Origin of the sequence: Caulobacter endophyticus (assembly GCF_003116815.1) — a bacterium.
GTDB lineage: Bacteria > Pseudomonadota > Alphaproteobacteria > Caulobacterales > Caulobacteraceae > Caulobacter > Caulobacter endophyticus.
The window spans coordinates 322,698-343,741 of the sequence record NZ_QDKQ01000077.1 but is presented as its reverse complement, the minus strand read 5'-3'; the positions used below and the strand labels follow the sequence as shown (position 1 = coordinate 343,741).

The 21,044-nt window shown below is 69.3% G+C and carries 16 protein-coding genes; 8 read left to right on the top strand and 8 right to left on the bottom strand.

All coding sequences use genetic code 11. From position 1 onward, the window contains the following. The first annotated feature begins 8 nt into the window (after positions 1-8). From DDF67_RS24945 to DDF67_RS24920, 6 genes are read left to right on the top strand one after another with little or no spacing between them, the layout of a single operon-like run. On the top strand, positions 9-2,192 hold the full coding sequence (locus DDF67_RS24945) for a TonB-dependent receptor (protein ID WP_109455423.1): 2,184 nt from the start codon (positions 9-11) through the stop codon (positions 2,190-2,192). Between the two features lie 4 nt (positions 2,193-2,196). Continuing rightward, positions 2,197-2,811, top strand: a complete 615-nt coding sequence (locus DDF67_RS24940; protein ID WP_109455422.1) for a cysteine dioxygenase family protein — start codon at positions 2,197-2,199, stop codon at positions 2,809-2,811. Next, a complete protein-coding gene (locus DDF67_RS24935; RefSeq protein ID WP_109455421.1) occupies positions 2,808-4,388 on the top strand; it encodes a rhodanese-like domain-containing protein in 1,581 nt (526 codons plus the stop codon). Before DDF67_RS24940 ends, DDF67_RS24935 begins: the two co-directional genes overlap by 4 nt. 8 nt (positions 4,389-4,396) lie before the next feature. After that, positions 4,397-5,044 (top strand): glutathione S-transferase family protein, encoded by a 648-nt coding sequence (locus DDF67_RS24930; protein WP_109455420.1) that lies wholly within the window; start codon positions 4,397-4,399, stop codon positions 5,042-5,044. A 33-nt stretch (positions 5,045-5,077) separates the two neighbouring features. Further along, on the top strand, positions 5,078-6,172 hold the full coding sequence (locus tag DDF67_RS24925; protein ID WP_109455419.1) for an LLM class flavin-dependent oxidoreductase: 1,095 nt from the start codon (positions 5,078-5,080) through the stop codon (positions 6,170-6,172). Positions 6,173-6,176: 4 nt separating this feature from the next. Continuing rightward, positions 6,177-6,701, top strand: a complete 525-nt coding sequence (locus DDF67_RS24920) for a flavin reductase family protein (RefSeq protein ID WP_109455418.1) — start codon at positions 6,177-6,179, stop codon at positions 6,699-6,701. Between the two features lie 120 nt (positions 6,702-6,821). Here DDF67_RS24920 and ribH read toward each other — a convergent pair whose 3' ends face one another. From ribH to ribD, 4 genes are read right to left on the bottom strand one after another with little or no spacing between them, the layout of a single operon-like run. Beyond that, positions 6,822-7,268, bottom strand: coding sequence for a 6,7-dimethyl-8-ribityllumazine synthase (gene ribH / locus DDF67_RS24915; protein ID WP_109455417.1), 447 nt, complete (start codon positions 7,266-7,268; stop codon positions 6,822-6,824). 14 nt (positions 7,269-7,282) lie between these two features. After that, the gene (ribB, locus tag DDF67_RS24910; protein WP_109455416.1) at positions 7,283-8,473 is read right to left on the bottom strand and encodes a 3,4-dihydroxy-2-butanone-4-phosphate synthase; all 1,191 of its coding nucleotides are present in this window, start codon (positions 8,471-8,473) and stop codon (positions 7,283-7,285) included. Next, entirely contained in the window at positions 8,440-9,063 is a 624-nt protein-coding gene (locus DDF67_RS24905) for a riboflavin synthase (RefSeq protein ID WP_109455415.1), read from the bottom strand. Before DDF67_RS24905 ends, ribB begins: the two co-directional genes overlap by 34 nt. 8 nt (positions 9,064-9,071) lie before the next feature. Beyond that, on the bottom strand, positions 9,072-10,034 hold the full coding sequence (gene ribD, locus DDF67_RS24900; protein WP_109455414.1) for a bifunctional diaminohydroxyphosphoribosylaminopyrimidine deaminase/5-amino-6-(5-phosphoribosylamino)uracil reductase RibD: 963 nt from the start codon (positions 10,032-10,034) through the stop codon (positions 9,072-9,074). A 144-nt stretch (positions 10,035-10,178) separates the two neighbouring features. Between ribD and DDF67_RS24895 the strand changes: the two genes are divergently transcribed. Together DDF67_RS24895 and DDF67_RS24890 are read left to right on the top strand one after the other, a co-directional pair. Next, on the top strand, positions 10,179-10,853 hold the full coding sequence (locus tag DDF67_RS24895) for a GntR family transcriptional regulator (protein WP_109455413.1): 675 nt from the start codon (positions 10,179-10,181) through the stop codon (positions 10,851-10,853). A gap of 101 nt (positions 10,854-10,954) precedes the next feature. After that, on the top strand, positions 10,955-13,003 hold the full coding sequence (locus tag DDF67_RS24890) for a TonB-dependent receptor domain-containing protein (protein ID WP_109455412.1): 2,049 nt from the start codon (positions 10,955-10,957) through the stop codon (positions 13,001-13,003). A gap of 89 nt (positions 13,004-13,092) precedes the next feature. On the opposite strand, the gene DDF67_RS24885 is transcribed toward DDF67_RS24890, so the two are convergent. The 4 genes from DDF67_RS24885 to DDF67_RS24870 form a co-directional block, all read right to left on the bottom strand. Beyond that, on the bottom strand, positions 13,093-15,393 hold the full coding sequence (locus DDF67_RS24885) for a beta-N-acetylhexosaminidase (protein ID WP_109455411.1): 2,301 nt from the start codon (positions 15,391-15,393) through the stop codon (positions 13,093-13,095). Between the two features lie 23 nt (positions 15,394-15,416). Further along, positions 15,417-16,043 carry a DUF1349 domain-containing protein gene (locus DDF67_RS24880; protein WP_146198095.1) on the bottom strand — a complete coding sequence of 209 codons (627 nt, stop codon included), beginning with the start codon at positions 16,041-16,043 and terminating at the stop codon, positions 15,417-15,419. Beyond that, complete coding sequence (locus tag DDF67_RS24875; protein ID WP_109455478.1) at positions 16,033-17,361, bottom strand: GntP family permease; 1,329 nt, start codon at positions 17,359-17,361, stop codon at positions 16,033-16,035. The genes DDF67_RS24880 and DDF67_RS24875 overlap by 11 nt, the downstream gene beginning before the upstream one ends. A gap of 223 nt (positions 17,362-17,584) precedes the next feature. Next, the gene (locus DDF67_RS24870) at positions 17,585-20,506 is read right to left on the bottom strand and encodes a TonB-dependent receptor domain-containing protein (protein ID WP_233247766.1); all 2,922 of its coding nucleotides are present in this window, start codon (positions 20,504-20,506) and stop codon (positions 17,585-17,587) included. Positions 20,507-21,044: the final 538 nt, after the last annotated feature.

The window sequence follows — 21,044 nt, the reverse complement described above, 5'->3', positions numbered from 1 at the left end:
ATAAATTCGTGCAGACCTTCAAGCTTCAACTTCTCGCCTTCACCTCCGGCCTCGCCTTCGCCAGCGGGGCCTTGGCGGCCGAACCGGCGCCGGCTACCAACACCGACGACAGCGGCCCGGCCGCCGTCGAGCAGGTGATCGTCACCGCCGAGCGCCGCGCCACCGACCTGCAGAAGACCGCCATCGCCATCTCGGCCTTCGGCCCGCAGGTGCTGGCCGACCGCAAGGTCGACAACATCCGCGACCTGGCCGGGCAGATCCCGAACTTCAGCATCAGCCGCGTCACCATCAGCCACACCACCCAGACCTATGCCCTGCGGGGCGTGGGCGAGAGCGATCCGATCCAGGAGCCGGTGCTGGCCGTCTATGTCGACGACGTCTACGTGCCCCGCCAGATCGGCTCGATGATCGAGTTCAACGATCTTGAGCGCATCGAGGTGCTGCGGGGCCCGCAGGGCACGCTGTACGGCCGCAACTCCAGCGCCGGCGCCCTGCGGATCATCACCCGCGATCCGGGCGAGGCCTTCCGGGCCAAGGCCGAGGTGGGCCTGGGCAGCTACGGCGCCGTCGACGTGCGGGCGCTGGTCGAGGGGCCGATCGTCGAGGGCAAGCTGGCCGGCAGCCTCTCGTACATCCACCACAAGCGCGACGGGGTGACCTTCGACCCGACGCTGAACCACGACGTCAACCGCATCGACCTGGACGCTTGGCGCGGCAAGCTGCGCTGGACGCCTACCGAGAAGCTGGACGTGCTGCTGACGCTGAACGCCCTGCGCGACCGCAGCGACAGCCGCAGCTACGTGCCGGTCAACCAGCCCGGTGGCGGCTTCGACAAGCGCCGGTCCTATTCCGAGGTCGAGCCGAAGCAGGACCTCGACCAGATCAGCGGCTCGATCCGCGTCCAGTATGCCCTGAACGACAACCTGAAGATCAAGTCGATCACCGCCTACGGCGGCTTCAACCTCAATCCCGTCAACTACGACAACGACGGCGAGGCGGCGCTGATCCAGAAGAACCTGATCCACTACAACGACCAGTACGTCACCCAGGAAGTCCAGCTGAACGGCGACTACGGCAAGCTGACCTTCACCAGCGGCCTCTTCTACCTGCACGAACGGTTCTTCGTGGAGCGCGACGGCTACAGCCGCCGCAACGCCCAGGCGACCGATCCGACGGTGACGCCGGGCAACTACAACTTCGCCCGCGCCCACAACATCACCAACACCGACGCCTACGCCCTGTTCGGCGAGGCGACCTATGCGGTGACCGATCGCCTGAGCCTCACCGGCGGCCTGCGCTGGACCAACGAGGAGAAGGAGTTCGTCTTCGACAACAAGGTGCTGAACCTGGCAGGCCAGGTGATCGGCCAGTCGATCGCGGGACGGGCCGACAAGACCTGGTCGGCGATCACGCCCAAGTTCACCGCCCAGTTCCAGTGGACGCCGGACGTCTCGCAGTACGTCAGCTATTCCAAGGGCTTCAAGTCGGGCGGTTTCGACAACCGGGCCACGCGCCTGGACCTGGCCACCCTGCCCTTCGCGCCCGAGGACGTGACCACCTTCGAAACCGGCCTGAAGACTCAAGCCTTCGACCGGCGCCTGCGGGCGAACCTCGCGGCTTTCTACAACGACTACCAGGACCTGCAGGTGTCGTTCTACGACCCGGCCTATGTGGGCAGCCGCCGGGGCAACGCCGGCCAGGCGCACACCTACGGCGTCGAGCTGGAGACCGAGGCGCGGCCGACCGAGCGGGTGGGCCTGAACTTCAATGTCGGCTGGCTGTTCGCGGTCTATGACGACTACAAGGGCGCCGGCGGCGCTGGGGTGAACGCCGACGGCAACCGCCTGCTCAACTCGCCGCGCTGGAACCTGTCGGGCGGCATCACCTGGGACGTGCCGCTCTCGGTTCCGGGCTCCGTGCGCGCCGGTCTCGACGCCCAATGGCAGAGCGGCGTGGTCAGCAGCGCCACCCCGTCGGCCGGCGGCCAGAACAATATCCCGTCCCAGGGCTTCCTGAACGGCACGATCACCTGGACCGCGCCGGATCCACACTGGGCCGTGCAGCTTTCGGCCCGCAACATCCTCGACAGCGACAAGCCGGTGACCTCGACCTACACGCCGTCGACCGGGGTCTATTACCTGAACTTCCCCGACCCGCGGACCTGGCTGGTCACGCTGAAGTACGCGCTGTGACGTCATGAGCGGCGCGCCCAACCTTTCCCGCCTGGCCGGCTTCATCGGAGAGCTCGGCGCTCTCCTCGACCGCACGGACGACGAGGCGGAAATCCTGCGCGAGGGGGGCGGCCTGCTGGCCGCCCTGATCGCCACCGATGACTGGTTGCCGGACGCTTACGCCGTCCCGAACCCGGCCCGCTACCAGCAGTACCTGCTGCATTGCGACAGCCGCGAGCGGTTCAGCATCGTCAGCTTCGTGTGGGGACCGGGCCAGACCACGCCCGTGCACGACCACACGGTCTGGGGCCTGGTGGGCGTGCTGCGCGGAGCCGAACTGTCGCAGCCCTATCGCCGCGAGGGCGAGGCCCTGTCCCCGCACGGTCCTGTGCACCGGCTGGAGCGCGGCGAGGTCGAGGCCGTGTCGCCGACCGTCGGCGACGTGCACCGCGTGGCCAACGCCTACGACGACCGCGCCTCGATCAGCATCCATGTCTACGGGGCCAATATCGGGGCGGTGCGCCGCTCCACCTACGACGCCGACGGACGGGGGAAGCCCTTCGTCTCCGGCTACTCCAACGACACCCTCCCCAACCTGTGGGACCGGTCCCGGCCAGTCCCCGCCGAGGCCGCGCCATGACCCTGCCCGTCGTCACGCCCCGCGAGGTCCGCCAGGACCTGATCGCCCGCCGCGAGATCGCCCTTCTGGACCTGCGCGAGGAAGACCCCTTCGCCAAGGGCCACCCGCTGTTCGCCTCGCAACTGCCGCTCTCGCGACTGGAGATCGAAATCCTCGACCGCGTGCCCCGCAAGGAGACGAAGGTCGTGCTGTACGACAACGGCGAGGGCCTGGTCTCGCCGGCCGGCAAGCGGCTGGCGGCCCTGGGCTACACCAATGTCCGCGCGCTGGCGGGCGGGCTGAAGGGCTGGACCGACGCCGGCTACGAGCTGTTCCAGGACGTCAATTCCTACAGCAAGGCGTTCGGCGAACTGGTCGAGGCCCGGCGGCACACTCCGTCCCTGCCCGCCCAGGAGGTGCAGGCCCGCATCGACGCCAAGGCCGACCAGGTGATCCTGGACGCCCGCCGGTTCGAGGAATATGCGGTGATGAGCATCCCGGGCGGGGTCAGCACGCCGGGGGCCGAGCTGGTGCTGCGCGCCAGGGAGCTGGCGCCGGATCCGTCGACCACGATCATCGTCAATTGCGCCGGCCGCACCCGCAGCCTTATCGGCGCCCAGTCGCTCGTCAACGCGGGCGTGCCCAACCCGGTCTTCGCCCTGCGCAACGGCACCATCGGATGGACCCTGGCCCAGCAGAGCCTGGAGCACGGCCAGTCGCGCAAGTTCCCCGACGTCTCGATCCAGACCCTGGAGGAAGCCCGCGCCAAGGCCCGCGACGTCGCCTATCGCGCCGGGGTGCGCCGCCTTGACGCCGAGGGGCTGGCCGACCTAGCCGCCGACCGCAAGCGCACCCTCTATCGCTTCGACGTGCGTACGCCCGACGAGTTCGCGGCCGGCCACCTGCCCGGCTTCCGCAGCGCCCCCGGCGGCCAGCTGGTGCAGGAGACCGACGTCTTCGCCCCCGTGCGCGGCGGCCGCATCGTCCTGGCCGACGACCTTGGCCCTCGTGCCGACATGACCGCCTCGTGGCTGGCGCAGCTGGGCTGGGAGGTCTACGTGCTGGAGGGCGCCTTCGAGGGCGAGCTGGCGACCGGGGCCTGGACGCCGGCCCAGCCGCCGCACCTGCCGGTGGTCGAGACCATCCTGCCGCGCGCCCTGTCCGAGGCCCTGGCCAATGATGCTGTCGTGGTTCTGGACCTCGCGCCCAGTCCCATCCATCGCAAGGGACACGTGCCCGGCGCCTGGTTCGCCATCCGCGCCCAGCTGGCCGAGGCGCTGGAGCGGATACCGGAAGGCGAGCCGATCGTCCTAACCTCGCCCGACGGCGTGCTGGCGCGCCTGGCGGCGCCGGAACTGGAGGAGATCGCCGACCGGCCGGTGCGGGTGCTCGACGGCGGCACGGCCGCCTGGGTCGCCGCCGGCCGGGCGCTGGAAACGGGCCTGCCCCGCGCCGCCAGCGATCCGACCGACGTCTACAAGCGCCCCTACGAGGGGACCGACAACGCCGCCGAGGCCATGCAGGCCTATCTGGACTGGGAGTTCGGCCTGGTCGACCAGCTGGCCCGCGACGGCAGCCACGGCTTCTACGTGATCTGAGGCCCGCCATGACCCTGACCCTTTATATCGCGCCCGGCAGCTCCTCGCTGGCCCCGCTCGTGGCCCTGGAAGAGATCGGCGTCGCCTACGACGTTCGCCGGCTCGACCTATCGGCCGGCGACCAGCGACGGCCGGAATACCTGCGGGTCAATCCCAAGGGCCGTATCCCGACCTTGCTGGTCGGCGCCGAACCCGTGACCGAGGTGCTGGCGATCCTGACCTACCTCGCCCACCGCTACCCACACAGCGAGCTGCTGCCGCTGCTGGAGCCGCTGAAGCTGGCCCACGCCTACGAGGTGATGAGCTGGTTCGCCAGCACGGTGCACGTGGCCTTCGCCCAGATCGCCCGGCCCGAGCGCTACGCCGACGACGAAGCGGTGAAGGCCGCCCTGGCCACGCCCGGCGAGGCCCGTTTCGCCCGCACCCTGGCCGACATCGAGCGTCTGGCCCAGGCGCCCGGCCCGTGGCTGCTGGGCGAGCACTTCAGCGCCGTCGACGCCTACGCCCTGGTGATCTGGCGCTGGGCCGAGCGCCGCCAGATCGACCTTTCGACCTATCCCGCCTGGAGCGCCAAGGCCGCCCGCGCCTTCGCCCGCGCCTCCGTCGTGCGCGCCCTGCGCAAGGAGACGGCCCAGGCCGCCACCCACGCCCACTGACTCCCATTTCTCGAACCCTCAGGAGCATTCCCCATGAGCGTCGAATTCATCGGCATCATCCACACCCAGAACGTGTCCGAGATTCATCCGCCGGCAGGCCCAGTGATCGACGTCGACTATGTCGAGAAGATCGCCCGCGCCCATGACGAAGGCGGTTTCGACCGCGCCCTGGTGGCCTTCCACTCGACCGGTCCGGAAAGCCAGCTGGTGGTGGCTCACGCGGCTTCGGTGACCAAGAAGCTGAAGTTCATGATCGCCCACCGACCGGGCTTCACCCAGCCGACCCTGGCGGCGCGGCAGCTGGCGACGCTGGACCACTTCACCGGCGGCCGGGTGGCGGTGCACATCATCACCGGCGGCTCGGACGAGGAACTGGCCAAGGACGGCGACCACCTGACCAAGGACGAGCGCTACGCCCGCACCAGCGAATACCTCGACATCGTGCGCGCCGAATGGACCAGCGAAAAACCCTTCGATTACAAGGGCGAGTACTATCAGGTCGACCAGGGCTTCGGGGCGGTCAAACCGCTGCGTAACCCCCAGATCCCGGTCTATTTCGGCGGCTCGTCCGACGCCGCGATCCCGGTGGCGGGCAAGCACGCCGATATCTTCGCGCTGTGGGGCGAGACCCAGGCCCAGGTCGCCGAAACCATCGCCCGGGTACGCCACGCCGCCGCCAAGCACGGCCGCCAGGTGAAGTTCTCGCTGTCGCTGCGCCCGATCATCGCCGACACGGAAGAAGCCGCCTGGGCCCGGGCCGACGAGATCGTCGCCAAGGCCAAAGCCCTGCGCGAGGCCGCAGGCCTGCCGACCAGCGGCCACCGCCCGCCCAACGCCGGCTCGCAGCGCCTGCTGGACGCGGCCGCCCAGGGCTCGCGCCTCGACAAGCGGCTTTGGACGGGCGTCGCGGCCGTAACCGGCGCGGCCGGCAACTCCACGGGCCTGGTGGGCACGCCGCAACAGGTGGCCGAGGCCCTGCTCGACTATTACGACCTGGGCGTCACGACCTTCCTGATCCGGGGCTTCGACCCGGTCGAGGACGCCGTCGCCTACGGCCGCGACCTGCTGCCGCTGGTGCGCAGGCTGGTGGCCGAGCGCGAGGCCGCCCCGGCGGCGGCGGCGAGCTGACGCCATGGCCCCGTACGACGCCGGCGCGCCAGCACAACAGCCGGGGACCGACTTCCGCGACGTGCTGGCTCACCTGGCTAGCGGCGTCGCCATCATCGCTTGCTGGGACGGCGAGGCCCCGCGTGGCCTGCTGGTTAGTTCGATCACCGGCCTCTCGGTGGCGCCGCCGCGCTTCCTGTTCTGCGTGCGCAAGGAGGCGGGGTGCCACGACGCGCTGCTGGCGCGCCCCGACCTGTCGGTGGCGCTGCTGGGCGCGGCCGACGAGGACGAGGCCCTGCGCTTCGCCTCCGGGTCACGGGCGCACGAGCGCTTTGATCCGAGCCGCTGGCGGCTGCATCGCCCGGCGCCGCCGGTATTCGCCGGCGGCGTGGCGCGGGCGGTGTGCCGCCTGGACGCCGTGGTCGACGCCGGCAGCCACTCGATCTTCATCGTCGAGGCGGACGCCGTCGGGTTCTCGCCTGGGCCGGCGCTGGTGGCGTGGAACCGAGGGCTGACGGCGGTGGGGGTGAAGCCGAGATGCTCCCCCTAAAGGGGGAGCTGTCGCGGAGCGACTGAGGGGGAAGTGACTGCTGTCTTTGAGGCGACACAGGCCTCAGCAGGTACTTCCCCCTCCGGCCCTCCGGGCCACCTCCCCCTTCAGGGGGAGGATTTACGCCCTGATCTTCCTCAGCGCCCCTACCGCGCCCAGGCACGCCGCCGCGGCTTCGCGGCCCTTGTTGGCGGCGTCGTCGCGGCTGCGGACGATGGCCTGGTCGTCGTCATAGGTGGTCAGCACGCCGAAGGTGATCGGGGTCTCGGTGGCCAGGCCCGCCTGCATCAGGCCGATGCTGGCGCCCAGGCTGATGAACTCGAAATGGGCGGTGTCGCCCTTGATCACGCAGCCCAGGCAGACGACGCCGTCATAGCGGCCGGTGCGGGCCAGCGCCTGGGCCAGCAGCGGCAGCTCGAAGGCGCCCGGCGCGTCGATGACGTCGCCCTCGGCCACGGGCGCGCCCCCCTCCTGCAGCTGGGCCAGGGCGCCGCTCAGCAGGCCGCCGGTGACCTCCGGATTGAAGCCGCTGACGACGACAGCGATGCGAGGAACGTGATGGGTCATGGAAGTGATCCAGGTCAGGAGGCGCGGGCCAGGCCGTGGCCCAGCTTGTCGCGCTTGGCGGCGAGATAGGCGGCGTTGTGCGGGGTGACGGGGGCCAGCAGGGGGACCTGCTCGACCACCTCGATCCCGCCAGCGCGGAGGGCCGCGCCCTTGCGCGGGTTGTTGCTGAGCAGGCGCAGGCGATCGACGCCCAGGCTCTTGAGCATGGCGACGGCGGCGGCGTAGTCGCGCGGGTCGTCGGCGAAGCCCAGGGCCCGGTTGGCCTCGACGGTGTCCAGCCCCTCGTCCTGCAAGGCGTAGGCGGCGATCTTGTTGGCGAGGCCAAGGCCCCTGCCCTCGTGGCCGCGCAGATAGACGATCGCCCCGCCCTCTTCGCCGATACGGCGCATCGAGGCCTGAAGCTGGGCGCCGCAGTCGCAACGCTGGGAGCCCAGGGCGTCGCCGGTCAGGCATTCAGAATGCACCCGCACCAGCGGCGTATCGCCCAGCGTCCCTTTCATCAGGACCAGATGCTCGACACCGGTGGCGCGGTCACGAAAGGCGCGAACCTCGAACTCGCCACCGTGCGTCGAGGGCAGATGCGCCACGGCGACCGGTTCCACGCCCTGCCCGCGCAGGTGCTCGACCAATTCGGCGATGGTCAGGATCGGCAGATCGTGACGGCCGCCGAAGTGCTCCAGGTCGTCGCGGCGGGCCATGCTCCCGTCGTCGTTCATCACCTCGCAGATGACGGCGGCGGGGTTAAGCCCGGCCAGCCGCATCAACTCCACCGAAGCCTCGGTGTGACCGGCGCGGGCCAGCACGCCGCCGGGCACGGCCCGCAGCGGGAACACGTGACCAGGCGAGACGAGGTCGGCGGCCTTGGCGCTAGGCGCTACGGCGGCCTGGATGGTCAGGGCGCGATCGAAGGCCGAGATGCCGGTGTCGACCCCGACCGCCGCCTCGATCGACACGGTGAAGGCGGTGCTGCGCCGTGTGCGATTATCGGCCACCATCGGCGGCAGGCCCAGGCGATCGATGGCGTCGGGCTCCATGGCCAGGCAGATCAGGCCGCTGGCGGCCTTGGCCATGAAGGCGATGGCGGGGGCGTCGGCGAACTGGGCGCCAAGCACCAGGTCGCCCTCGTTCTCGCGGTCCTCGTCATCGACGAGGATGATCATGCCGCCGGACTTCAGGCGTTCGAGGGCGTCAGATAGGCGTGACATAGCCGCTCCACGTATTTGGCCAGCACGTCGACCTCGACATTGATCGAGGCGCCGATGAGGGCGTGCTGCAGGTTGGTGTGGGTCCAGGTATGGGGAATGATCGTGATCCCGACCGGAAAGCGTCCCTCGGCGTCGGGCGGGCCGACGCTGTTGAGGGTCAGGCTGATCCCGTCCAGCGCGATCGAGCCCTTCTCGACGCAGAAGGGGCGCAAGGACCCCGGTAGGCTGAGCGTCAGCCGGCGCGAGCCGCCGTCGTCGATCGCTTCGACAAGGCGCGCGACGCCGTCGACATGGCCCTGGACGAGGTGTCCCGACAGGCGGGTCGACAAGGTCACGGCCCGTTCGAGGTTGAGCACCGTTCCGACGCCGGCCACGCCCAGGCTGGTGCGGGCCAGGGTCTCGGGGCTGACGAAGAAGTCGGCCCCGCCGCCGGGGTCGTGGCGCACGACGGTCAGGCAGACTCCGTTGACGGCGACGCTTTCGCCCAGGGCCAGATCGGGAAAGCCGGTGGCCAGCGACAGCCGCAGCGCGCCGTTCTCGGGGGCGACGGCGACGACCTCGCCCAGAGTTTCGATGATGCCGGAGAACATGCGGGCTCCTAGACGACCGGTCGACGCAGGACGGTCTCGACGGTGTCGGGATCGCCCGGCCGGGCGACCTTGGTGATGGTGACGTGCTCGTCCCAAAGGCCAGCGGCGAGGAAGGCGGCCGACAGGGTCGGCCCCGCCTCGACCAGGGCCTCCAGCGCGCCGCCGTCAGCTAGATCCGCCAGTAGCGCAGGGATATCGAGGTGGATGGAAGGTTCGAGGCCACACTCGCGGGCGGCGGCAAGGTAGGCGCTGGGTACGCGCCCCCGACGGTCGAGGATAGCAAGGCGACGGGGCGTGCGGCGCGGGTCGGGCGTGCGGCGGACGGTCAGCAGCGGGGCGTCGGCCAGGATCGTGCCAGAGCCGGTGATCATCGCGTCGGCGCGGCGGCGCAGGGCGTGTGCGAGATCGAGCGAGGCCTCCGAACTGAAGGTCTTCTGGCCCGGCGGCGGGATCATCGAACCGTCGGCGGTGAAGGCCTGTTTCAGCGTCAGCCACGGACGGCCCCGGGTGGCGCGCATGGCGAAGGGGGCGACCAGGCGGGCGCTCTCGGCCGCCAGCGGTCCCTCGACGAAGGCGACGTCAAGGCCGGCCGCGGACAGACGCTCCGCCCCGCCGCCCGCGACAGCAGGGTTGGGATCGCGGGCGCCGATCCAGACGGCGCGTGCGGTGCTGGCCAGGATCGCCTCGCTGCACGGCGGCGTGCGGCCGTGGTGGTTGCAAGGCTCCAGGGTGACGACGAGGCTGTGGACCGCGTCCCAGCGGTCGCGGCAGGCGTCCAGGGCGGCGGTCTCGGCGTGCGGCAGGCCCGCGCCCCGATGGGCCCGCACCGCCAGCACCTCGCCGTCGACGGCCAGCACGGCGCAGCCCACCGGCGGGTTCGGCGCGGTGGCGCCCGCCCAGGCGGAGGCGGCGTCGAGGGCCAGGCGGAAGGCCCGGGCGATGGCCGGCGGTGGAGGCGAAAGAGCCGTCATGGCGGGCAGTTAGGCCGCCCTCCTAACCCTCGCCAAGCGTTGGTCGCTTTTCGAAACTCTTACATGTTAGAGCCCACGGGAAATGACGGCGGCGCGTTTTGCGCCTACGAGCGTGAGCATGCGCGCGCAGCCTTTGAACCGGCCATGAAGGGCCCCCTGAACAGCGTCGAGCCCCATGGCGACTGGGCGCCGGGACTGCAGAAGGCGCGGCTCTACGAACTGATCCTGCAGGATATCATCCTGGGCGAGCTGCCGCCGATGCAGGTGCTGGAGGAGAAGGCCCTGGCCGCCCGCTACGCCGGCGGGGTGGCGGGCGTGCGCGAGGCGCTGGGCCGCCTCGCCATCGAAGGCCTGGTCGTGCGCCGGCCGCGCGTCGGCACCATCGTCGCGCCGATGGACGTCACCGAGATCGAGCATGCCTTCGAGGTGCGGCGGATGCTGGAAGGCCGCACGGCGGCGCTGGCCGCCCGCAACCGCCGCCCGGCGGACCTGGTAGCCATCACCGCCGCTTTCGAGGGGGCCGAAGCGGCGATCAAGGCTGGCGACTTCCGGGCCATGCTGGCCATGGACCATGCCTTCCACCGTGCAGTGGCCTTCGCCGCCCAGAACCCCACCCTAGCCCGCTTCGTCATCGCCCTGCAGAACGTCGCGACACGGTTCTGGATCTGGCAGATGGAGAAACAGACCCCCGGAGAGCAGATGGCCGACGTGGTGCTGCACAGGGCGCTCGCCCAGGCCATCGTCGACCGCGACCCTGAAACCGCCGAAGCCATCTGCGCGCGCCTGATCGGCGAGCCGCCCAGCGCCCAACGCGCCTGACATCAACCAGTTTGGATGAAAAATAGGCCCACCGTGGGTTGCTTATTGTTACGTTATAACATAGTTGACCTTAGACTATTGTTAGATGGGGTCAGCGTTCCATGCAACTTCGAAGCATCCTTCTCACCGCCGGCAGCCTTACGGCGCTGGTCGCTCCGACCTGGGCGCTGGCGGCACAATCGGGTCCGGGCGGGACCGACGTCGAGGGCGTGGTGGTCACCGCCGACCCGCTGGGCCGCTCGGGCAAGGAAGTGATCTCCAGCGTGGCGGTGCTGAACGGCGACGCGTTCGTGCAGCGCCGCCAGTCGACGCTGGGCGAGACCCTGAACGGTATTCCGGGCGTCAACTCCGACACCTTCGGCGGCGGCGCCAGCCGGCCAGTGATCCGGGGCCAGACGGCCCCGCGCGTGAAGGTGCTTAGCGAGGGCGCGGCCCTGATGGACGCCTCGGAGGTTTCGCCCGACCACGCCGTCTCGGGCGAGCCCCTGCTGCTGGAGGGCGTGGAAATCCTGCGCGGCCCCAGCGCCCTGCTCTATGGCGGCGGCGCGATCGGCGGTGCGGTCAACCTGATCGACCGCAAGATCCCCACCCAGATCCCGCCGCTGGGCGGCGACGGCGTGGCCGAAGTACGCTTCGGCTCGGCCGACAACGAGCGGGCCGGCGTGGTCGGATTGACGGCGGGCGTCGGCCAGTTCGCGGTGCGCATCGAGGCGGCCGAGCGTCGGACCGACGACTACGAGGTTCCCGACTTCGACAGCTCGACCGTGGCCGGCTCGTTCAACCGCACCTCGACGGCGACCCTGGGCCTCTCGTGGATCGGCTCGCGCGGCTATCTGGGCGCGGCCTACACCCAGCAGAACAGCAAATACGGCCTGCCAGGCCACACTCACGAGTACGAGTCCTGCCACCCGCACGGCTCGACCCTGCACTGCGGCGGCCACGACGATCACGGCGACGAGGACGACCACGATCACGACCATGAGGGCGAAGACCACGGCGTTCCGATCGTCGACCTGCTGAGCAAGCGGCTGGACGTGCGCGGCGAGATCAACGACCCGTTCGCCGGTATCGAGCGTATCCGCCTGCGGGCCGGCTACACCGACTATCGCCACCACGAGAAGGAGGAAGGCGTCATCGCCACCACCTTCGGCAACGAGGGTTATGACGCCCGCATCGAGGCCCAGCACGCGCCGATCGGCGGGGTGCGCGGCGTGGTCGGCGTGCAGGTGGGCAAGAGCGACTTCTCGGCCGTCGGTGAGGAGGCCTTCATCCCGCAGAGCCGCACCAAGACCACGGCGCTGTTCGTGGTCGAGGAATATGTCGCCGGCGATTGGCGCTTCGAAGGCGCCCTTCGCCAGGAATGGCAGGACGCCAGCGCGCTTGGCCGCGCGGACGCCGAGCACAAGCCGTTCTCGGCCTCGGCGGCGGCGAGCTGGACCTTCACGCCGGGCTATGTGGCCTCGCTGTCGGTCGCCCGCTCGCAGCGCGCGCCCAGCGCCCAGGAACTCTATGCCCGCGGCGTGCACCTGGCGACCAACACCTATGAGATCGGCTCGGCCGACCTCGACGTGGAGACCGCCGCCTCGGTCGAGCTGGGCCTGCGCAAGACGCAAGGGTCGACGACCTTCTCGGCCAGCGTCTATCGCTACGAATACGACGGCTACATCTATGCCGACACGCTGGACCGCTACGAGGACTTCCGCCTTGTGCGCTACGCCCAGGACGACGCGCGCTTCACCGGCATCGAGGGGCAACTGACCCAGAAACTGAAGCCTTGGCTGTCTGTGACCGCGTTCGGCGACTACGTGCGGGCCAAGCTGAAGGACGGCGGCGGCGACCTGCCCCGCGTTCCGGCGGGACGACTGGGCGCGCGCAGCGACCTGAAGAGCGGGGCCTGGAGCGGCAATGTGGAATATGTCCGGGTCTTCGACCAGGACCGCATCGCCGCCTTCGAAAGCCAGACCCCGGGCTACAACATGGTCAACGCCACCGTGGCCTACGACCTGCCGATGGGTCCGGTGATCGGCCAGCTGTTCCTGCGCGGAACCAACCTCCTGGACGAGCGCGCGCTGAACCACGCCTCGTTCGTCAGCACCTCGGCCCCGCTGCGCGGGCGCAACGTGGTGCTGGGTCTGCGGGCGCTGTTCTAGGACAGGCCCGACCGGCGGCGCCTCGGCCCCCTCCCGGCGCCGCCAAGGCGCTCGTCATCCCGGCCCTCGCCCGGGATGACGAGCTAGCCTCAGTCAGCCTTCGCCACCATGCCTGGCGTGATGCGCACGCTGTGCAAGGCCCACATCGGCTCGATGGCCTTGCTGGCGAAGGTGAAGCAGATGTCGCCCAGACCGCGCGGCGGGACGTCGACGACGATATCGGTCAGCGCCGAGTTCTTGGCCGCCTGCGTCAGCGGCACGGTCGCCAGGCGCGGCCCCTTGCAGCCGAAGCGCACCTCAAGCTCGCCCTCGGGACGCGAGGGCGGCCGCACCGGCAGCGGCTCCAGCTTGTTGCCGAGCTGGAAGTTGTAGGGCAGCTGGCCGACCGTGACGGTCAGCTTTGCGCCCGCCGAGAGGTCGGCGTCCTTCCAGATCCAGCACGGGTTGAGGATGTCGAGCAGGAAGGTCGCGCGCTCGCCCTTGGCATTGGCCCCATCGTCTTCGAGATTGAGGATCAGGCCCTCGGTGCACCGGGTCAGCTGGTGTGAACGACGGGTCAGCGCCGTGTCGGCGGTGACGTTCCAGGCCCGCACACGGCCCAGCGGATGCTTTCCCTGGAAGGTGCGGGCCTTCAACTGCGACCCGGCCGACAGCTTCAGCGGCGCAGCGTAGCGCAGCGATGCCGCAGTCGGTTCGGAGCCGTCGGTGGTGTAGCGCACCTCGCCGACCTGCAGGCCGGTGTCGAGGCTGGCGCCGATCTGGCTCCCCCTGGGCCAGTCGAACGTGGCCTGCGGCTCGAATGGCACGGCGTCGTAGGCCAGACCCAGGTCCGACAGGCGGCCGAGCGTCGCCGGCAGGCGATCCTCGAAACCGGCCCAGCCCTGCCGCTCGCGCGGGGTCCAGGCGTTTTCGGCGAGAGCCGCCAGGCGCGGGAACAGCATGGTCACCGCCCGCTCGTCGGTGCGGATGTGCTCGCTGAACATCGTGGCCTGCATGCCCAGCACGTGCTTGTGCTGCTCGGGCGTCAGCTCCGACGGCTCGGCGTCGAAGGCGTAGACGGTCTTCAGCGTCGAGAGCTTGCCGCGGCCGGGCGGCTCGTCGGGCGAAGTGCTCTGGCGATGGTCGAAATACAGAACCGGTCCCGGCGCCAGCACGGTGTCGTGGCCCTGCTTGGCGGCGGCGACGGCGCCCTCCAGCCCGCGCCAGGACATGACCGTGGCGTTGGGGGCAAGGCCGCCTTCAAGGATCTCGTCCCAGCCGACCAGGCGGCGGCCCTTGGCGTTGAGATGCTTTTCGATGCGCTGGATGAAGTAGCTCTGCAGGGCGTGCTCGTCGGCCAGGCCCAGTTCCTTCATGCGGGCCTGGATCTTCGGGCTGGCCTCCCACTGGGCCTTCAGCGCCTCGTCGCCGCCGACATGGATGTATTCCGAAGGGAAGATCGCCATCACCTCGTCGAGCACGTCCTCCAGGAAGGCGAAGGTCTCGTCGTCGACGTTGAAGATGTCGGGATAGACGCCCCAGTCGGCCATCACGCGATCGGCGGCCGGGCGCGTGCCGAGGCGCGGATAGCTGGAGATCGCCGCCTGGGCGTGGCCTGGCATCTCGATCTCGGGCACGACGACGATGCTGCGGGCGGCGGCGTAGGCGACGATCTCGCGCGCCTGATCCTGGGTGTAGAAGCCGCCGTAGCGGACCTCCTCGCCTGAGGCCTTGTAGCCCGCCGCCCCGGCCGGACGCCGCCAGGCGCCGTGGTCGGTGAGGTTGGGGTATTTCTTGATCTCCAAGCGCCAGCCCTGGTCGTCGGTCAGGTGCCAGTGCAGGGTGTTGAGCTTCAGGCTGGCCATGCCGTCGATGATCCGCTTGATCGTCGGCAGGCTCTGGTAGTGGCGGGTGCTGTCGAGCATCAGGCCGCGCCAGGAAAAGCGCGGGGCGTCCTCGATGCGCACGGCCTGCACGCGGACGGGCGCGCCGGCCTTTTCCTGCGCCGCCAGCTGCCACAGCGACACCGCGCCGTAGAACAGGCCCGCCTTGTTCTGGGCGCGGATCTGCGCGCGCTGGGACGAGACGTCCAGGACGTAGGCCTCGCCAGCCGGACCGCCGCGCGACAGCACCACGCCGCCCGAGCCGGTCGGCTCGCCCTCCCTGATCGAAAGGCGTACGCCGCGCGTGGCCGCCAGGGTGTCGACCAGCCACTGGGCCGCGATCCTGGCTTCCGCGTCGCCGGCCGCGATCCAGACCGCGTCGCCTGCGCGCAGGGCCAGGGAGCCGTGGGCCGGCGCAATCTTGGCCGGGGCCGGCGTGACGGCGAAGGCCTGCGCGGCCAGGGCCGGCGCGGGAAGCACGGCGGCCAGCGCGACGGCGGCCAGGGCGGGTCGGAGGGCGAAAGGCATGGTCAGCTCCCAGCGGCCTCTTTTCAGAGACTCTTGATCGTTATGTTTGAAATCCGGGCTTCGAAGCCCTTGCCGGCCGGCGAGGCGGCCATGACCCCCAGCTCGACCGTGTCCGGCATCGGCAGGTGGCCAAGCCGGGTGTCGACGAAGCCCCCCTGCCCCACCGCGTGGGCGCAGAACAGGGTCTGGCCCGAGCGGCGCAGCCTGACCCGCACGGACGGCGCGGTGGGGATCACGAGCGACGATCCATCCGACCAGTCGCGGGTGAAGACGGTGGCCGAGTGCAATTGCCCGCCCAGGCGCTCTACCCCGGTCTTCATCCAGAGGTCGGGCGCCACGCGCAGCATCAGGCCGGTCTGGTCGGCGTCGGCGGCGTAGTCGCCGGCCAGGTCGGCGGTCATCTCGAAGTCGCCGGCCTGGCGGAGGAACCAAAAATGGCCGTTGTCGATCAGCGGGCCGCCGGCCGTACGCCGCCAGAAATCGGTTCCGGCCCCGGCCTCGCAGACCAGGACGCCGTCCTTCCAGGCCCAGGTCCGCGGTCCATTCAGCCACGACCAGCCGTCGGCGGCGCGGGCCATTGCGGGCGTGGCGACGGCGGTGACCGCGCCGGCGAGAAAGGCTCGACGATGAATGGCGCGATCAGACGACAAGGCTGAGCCCCAGCACGCAGATCAGCCCGACGACCCCGACCACGCTCTCCATCACCGTCCAGGACAGCAGGGTCTCCTTCAGGGTCAGGCCGAAATACTCCTTGAACAGCCAGAATCCCGGGTCGTTGACGTGCGAGAACATCAGGCTGCCGGCGCCGATGGCCAGCACCATCAGGTTGGGGTCGACGCCCGTGGTCGCCATCACCGGCTGGATCAGGCCAGCGGCGGTGAGGCCTGCGATGGTGGCTGAGCCGAGGGCGACGCGGATGACCATGGCGATCAGCCAGCCCAGCACCAGCGGGTGCAGCGGCAGCGAACCGAGCCAGCCGCCCAGCGTGGCGCTGACGCCGCTGTCGACGAAGACCTGCTTCAGCGCGCCCGCCCCGGCCAGGATCAGCAGGATCGAGGCCACGTCCTTGAGGGCGTCGCCATAGCGCTGCATCTGCACCGGGATGCCGATCCCCCGCAGCACGCCCAGGCTGACGGTGGCGTAGATCAGGCAAAGGGTCAGGACGACGGCGGGATTGCCGATGAAGCCGATCAGGTCGTGGGTCGGCGACGGGCTCTTGAAAGCGACCAGCAGCGCCGTGGTGGCGGCGATCATCACTACCGGCAGGAGCGCGGTCGTGAAGCTGTTGATCGGCCCGGGTGCCCTGGCGCCGGAGGACTCCTCGGCGCCAAAAGGCGAGTCTGCGGGCGGTCCGCCCAGCGGCAGCAGGTTCACGCGCTTGAGCACCAGGGTCAGCAGCGGTCCGCCCACCATCAGGGCGGCGAGACTGACGATCAGGCCATAGCCGAGAGTCAGCCCCGTGCTGGCCCCGAACAGGGTGACGAGGGCCGCCGGCGACGGGTGCGGCGGCAGGTAGCCATGGGCCACCGACAGGCCCGACAGCAGCGGCAGGCCGACATAGACCGGCGGCAGGTTCGCCCGCTTGGCGATCGAGAAGATCAGCGGGATCATGACCACGAAGCCGACGCTGTAGAACAGCGGGATGCCGACGATCAGGCCGGTCATGGCCATGGCAAAGAGGATAAAGCGCAGGCCGACCGCGCCGATCAGGGCGCGGGCTATGCTCTGGGCGGCGCCGCTGTCGGCGATGGCGCGGCCGAACATGGCCCCCAGGCAGATGATGGCGACGAGGCCGCCGAGCATGTCGCCGACGCCCTTCTCCAGGGACTTGGGGATCTGGGCCAGCGGCATGCCGAACAGCACAGCCCCGCCAAGCGCCACGACTAGGAAGGCCAGGAATGGCGGGACCTTGCCCCAGGCGATCAGCACGACCAGCAGCGCGATCAGCGCGACAACGGCGAGCACCATCATGACCAAGCCACCACCCTAGAGCACGCGGGCGACGTTTCGCTCCGCTGCGGGAAGGAAAGAGCGATTCCCCGGCGCCGTGGGGTTTTGTGGCGCCGGGGAATCTAAAGCCGGACAAGGCAGGGGATCCGCCTTGGGGCTGAGGCCCGGCCGCTTACCGGGGAGGGAGTGGCTTCGCGGCCGGTGAAGGGCGCGCTCGCAGAAGCGCGCCCCAGCTTGGCGGTCAGAACCGCAGGCGAACGCCCGCGCGGTACATCCGGCCGATGGTGTCGTAGAGGTAGGGATTGACCCCCGGGCTGACGTTGGTGGTCGGCGCGGCGACCGGATCCTCGTCGAACAGGTTGTCGACCTTGAAGTAGGCGGTGACGTTGTCGTTGACGTCGTATGTGCCGCCAACATCGACGTAGGTCGCGCCCTTCATCCTGTTGTTGTCGATGGTGCGGCGCTGCACGGTCGAGACCGGGCAGTTGGTCTGACACTCGATGTACTCGTTGTTGTAGACGCCGTCGCTGATCCAGCGCTGGTAGAGGGTCAGGCTGAGACGGTCGAGCGCCCAGGTCTGGCTGAAGGTGGCCTTCCAGTCAGGGGTGTTCGACAGGTTCACGCCGGCGCTCTCGACGGGGATCGTGCCCAGCACGCCCGAGGTGGTCTTGAAGCTCATGACGTGGGTGGCCAGGGCCCGGATCGACAGCGTGCCCGGCAGGCCCCAGTCTTCCAGGTTCTTGCGGTAGATGGCCTCCAGGTCGACGCCCTTGGTGCGCATGGTGGCCACGTTGAAGGCCTGCACCCGCACGAAGTTGGTGTTGGGCTGGGTGCTGGTCAGCAGCATCGCCCCGCAGATCTCCTGGTTGCCAGCGACACACAGGTCGACAAGGTCCTGAGCGGCCAGCGAGTTGATGGCGCCGTCGACCTTGATGTCGAAATAGTCGGCCGAGAAGCTGAAGCCCGGCAGCCAGGCCGGCTCGGCCAGGACGACGCCGACCTCGGTGTTGCGAGCGATCTCGGGACGCAGGTTGCTGTTGCCGACGATCTCCTGGAGAACGTTCACCGCCGTGCCGCGATAGAGGACGGTGGCGTTGGTCACGACCGGCGGCGCGAACAGCTCGCCCAGGTTCGGGGCGCGGATGTCGCGCGAAGTCACCGCCCTCAGGCGCAGGCCCTGCACGGGGGTCTTCCAGACGCCGCCCAGCTTCCACGTCGTGACGTTGCCCGAGGTGCTGTACTTGGTCTGGCGAACCGCGCCGTTGATGTTTGCTTCGCCGAGGGTCTCCGACTGGAGGATCGGCACGTTGGCCTCGATATAGCCCTCGACGACGTTATAGGAGCCGTGGCCGCCGTGATAGTTGCCGGCGTACCAGTTGTTGCCGGCGACGCGCAGCAGCGGATCGGCCTTGTAGTCGTCGGTGTAGCCGTTGTCGGCCGTGGCGCCGTCGCCATACGGGTCGCCGATGGTCTTGTACTTCTCCTCGCGCCATTCCAGGCCGGCGGCGATGGCGACCGGGCCGGCCCACGACTGGAGGGGCTCGCCGGTGACGTTGAAGGCGGCGACGGACTGGTTCTGCTTGGAGCGCTGGCGCGGTCCGTTGCCTGGCATGACGTAGGCCAGGGCGGCCGGATCTTGCGTGACGTTGCCGATGATGTTCAGCGGCACGCAGCCTGCGGCGCGGGCGATCGGATCGCGGCAGATCACCGTGCCGTTCGGACCGGCGATGGCGTCGATGGCGGCGTTGTAGCGCGGCGTCAGGGTGATGTTGTCGACGTCGATGCTGATGCGGTTGATGCCGTAGGCATAGTAGGCGTCATAGCTCCACGACGTGCCCAGCACCTCGCGGCTGCCGGTCGCGCCCAGCACGAAGCGTTCCTGCTCGCGCTTGACGTTGACGTCGATGGGACCGAAGGCGCCGTTGCTGGTGCCCATCTGGAAGCTGGTGATGTTGTTGCTGGCGCAGGCCGTGCGGATGGCGGCCGGCACGAACGGGTTCTCGCACTGGATGGTCAGGCCCGTGCGCTCCGCGCCGACATTGGGCTGGTTGAGCGAATTCACCTGGGCGAAGTTGGTGGTCAGGTAGATCTCGTCGTCGTCGCCCCACTTGTAGCTGACACGGCCGTAGGCGACCTTTCGCTTCAGCCGCGCGGCCAGGGTCGGCGAGGCGCCGATGCCGCCCGACAGATCGCCGCCGACGCAGAACGGGGCGAAGCAGCCGGTGACGCCGCCGGCGCCGTTGGGCGCGCCGCCCGAGCCGTACTGGAACTGGTAGGGCGCGCCGCCCGGGCCGAAGGCGATGCCTTGCAGCGGGCCGTTCGTGATCAGGCCGTACTTGGCGTACTGTATCTGCTGGGCGCCCTTTATGACGCGGTACTGCGGCAGGCCGTCGGTGGTCGAGGCCAGCGGGCGCACCTGGATGGCGGGGGTTTCATACCAGTCACGGCCGCCGGCCTGCTGTTCGCCGAAGCCGCCGGCCAGGACGCCGGCCTCGCGGCTGTACTCGACGCTGCCGATGACGCGCAGGCGGTCGTCCATGAACGCGTCGCCGAAGGCGGCCTGGGCCACGAAGGTGTCGTTGTCGCGGTACTTGCTTTCGCCACCTTCGAGACGGGCCTTGAAGCCCTCGAAGGTCTTGTCGGTGACGAAGTTGACCACGCCGCCGATAGCGTCCGAGCCGTACGAAGCCGAGGCGCCGCCGGTCACCACGTCGACCTGCTTGATCAGCAGTTGCGGGAACTGGCTGACGTCGGACACGCCGTTGATGTTGGCGGGGGTGACCCGTTGGCCGTCCAGCAGGGTCAGGGTGCGGATGGGGCCAAGGCCGCGCAGGCTGAACGAGCTGAGCCCCTGCATGCCGCTGCTGGTGCTGTTGACGAAGACCGTCTTGCCGGTGCTGCCCTGCAGGGCCGGCATCTGGACGATGGCCTGGAAGACGTTGGGCTGCGAGGCCTTTTCCAGATCCTCGGCGGTGACGGTGGTGGTCGGCGTCGGCTGGGTGAAGCCGCGCGAGGCGATGCGCGAGCCGGTGACGACGACTTCCGAGACGGTGGCGTCCCCCTCGGCCGCGGGCGCTTGCGCCTGCTGAGCCGCGTTGGCCATCGCCCCCCAGGACAACAGCGCCATAACCGAGACCGTGCCGGCATAGGTTCGGCGATTCAATTTCAACAACTTCCAGCCCCCTTGCTCGTGGATTTCGAGCCCGGGCGCACTGGTGGCGCTCACTGAACCCGACTCCAGGTAAGTGTTATTACTTCCCTGCTCGCACAGGGATGCTCTTTATGTTTTCGAATGTCGGACAAGCATGCGCGGATACTGTTGCGAACCGCGCTGTCTCCTTCATTTCTCGCCCTGTTCAGGACGCAAGAAGGATTGTCACAGGCCCCACATAACGTCAATCACAAAACATTCATTTATGTAGCAATCATAAAAGAGCTGCCTATGACGGCATCACGGCCCTCAGAAAGACTCATATTTTTCAATGACAAGAACGGCGCCCAGAAACATGGCGCCAATGAAATACCCGCTTTCAAACCGGCGCGAGCAACCTCTGGCGCACACGCGGACCACATGAGACCACTATCAAATGAAGTTTGAATTCCGAGCGACCGAATAGGCGATGACGCCACGCCTACAAGCATCTGCGCGCCGCACGACGAAGAACAGCACCGACACCCCTCCCCGCCACATGGCGAAGCCG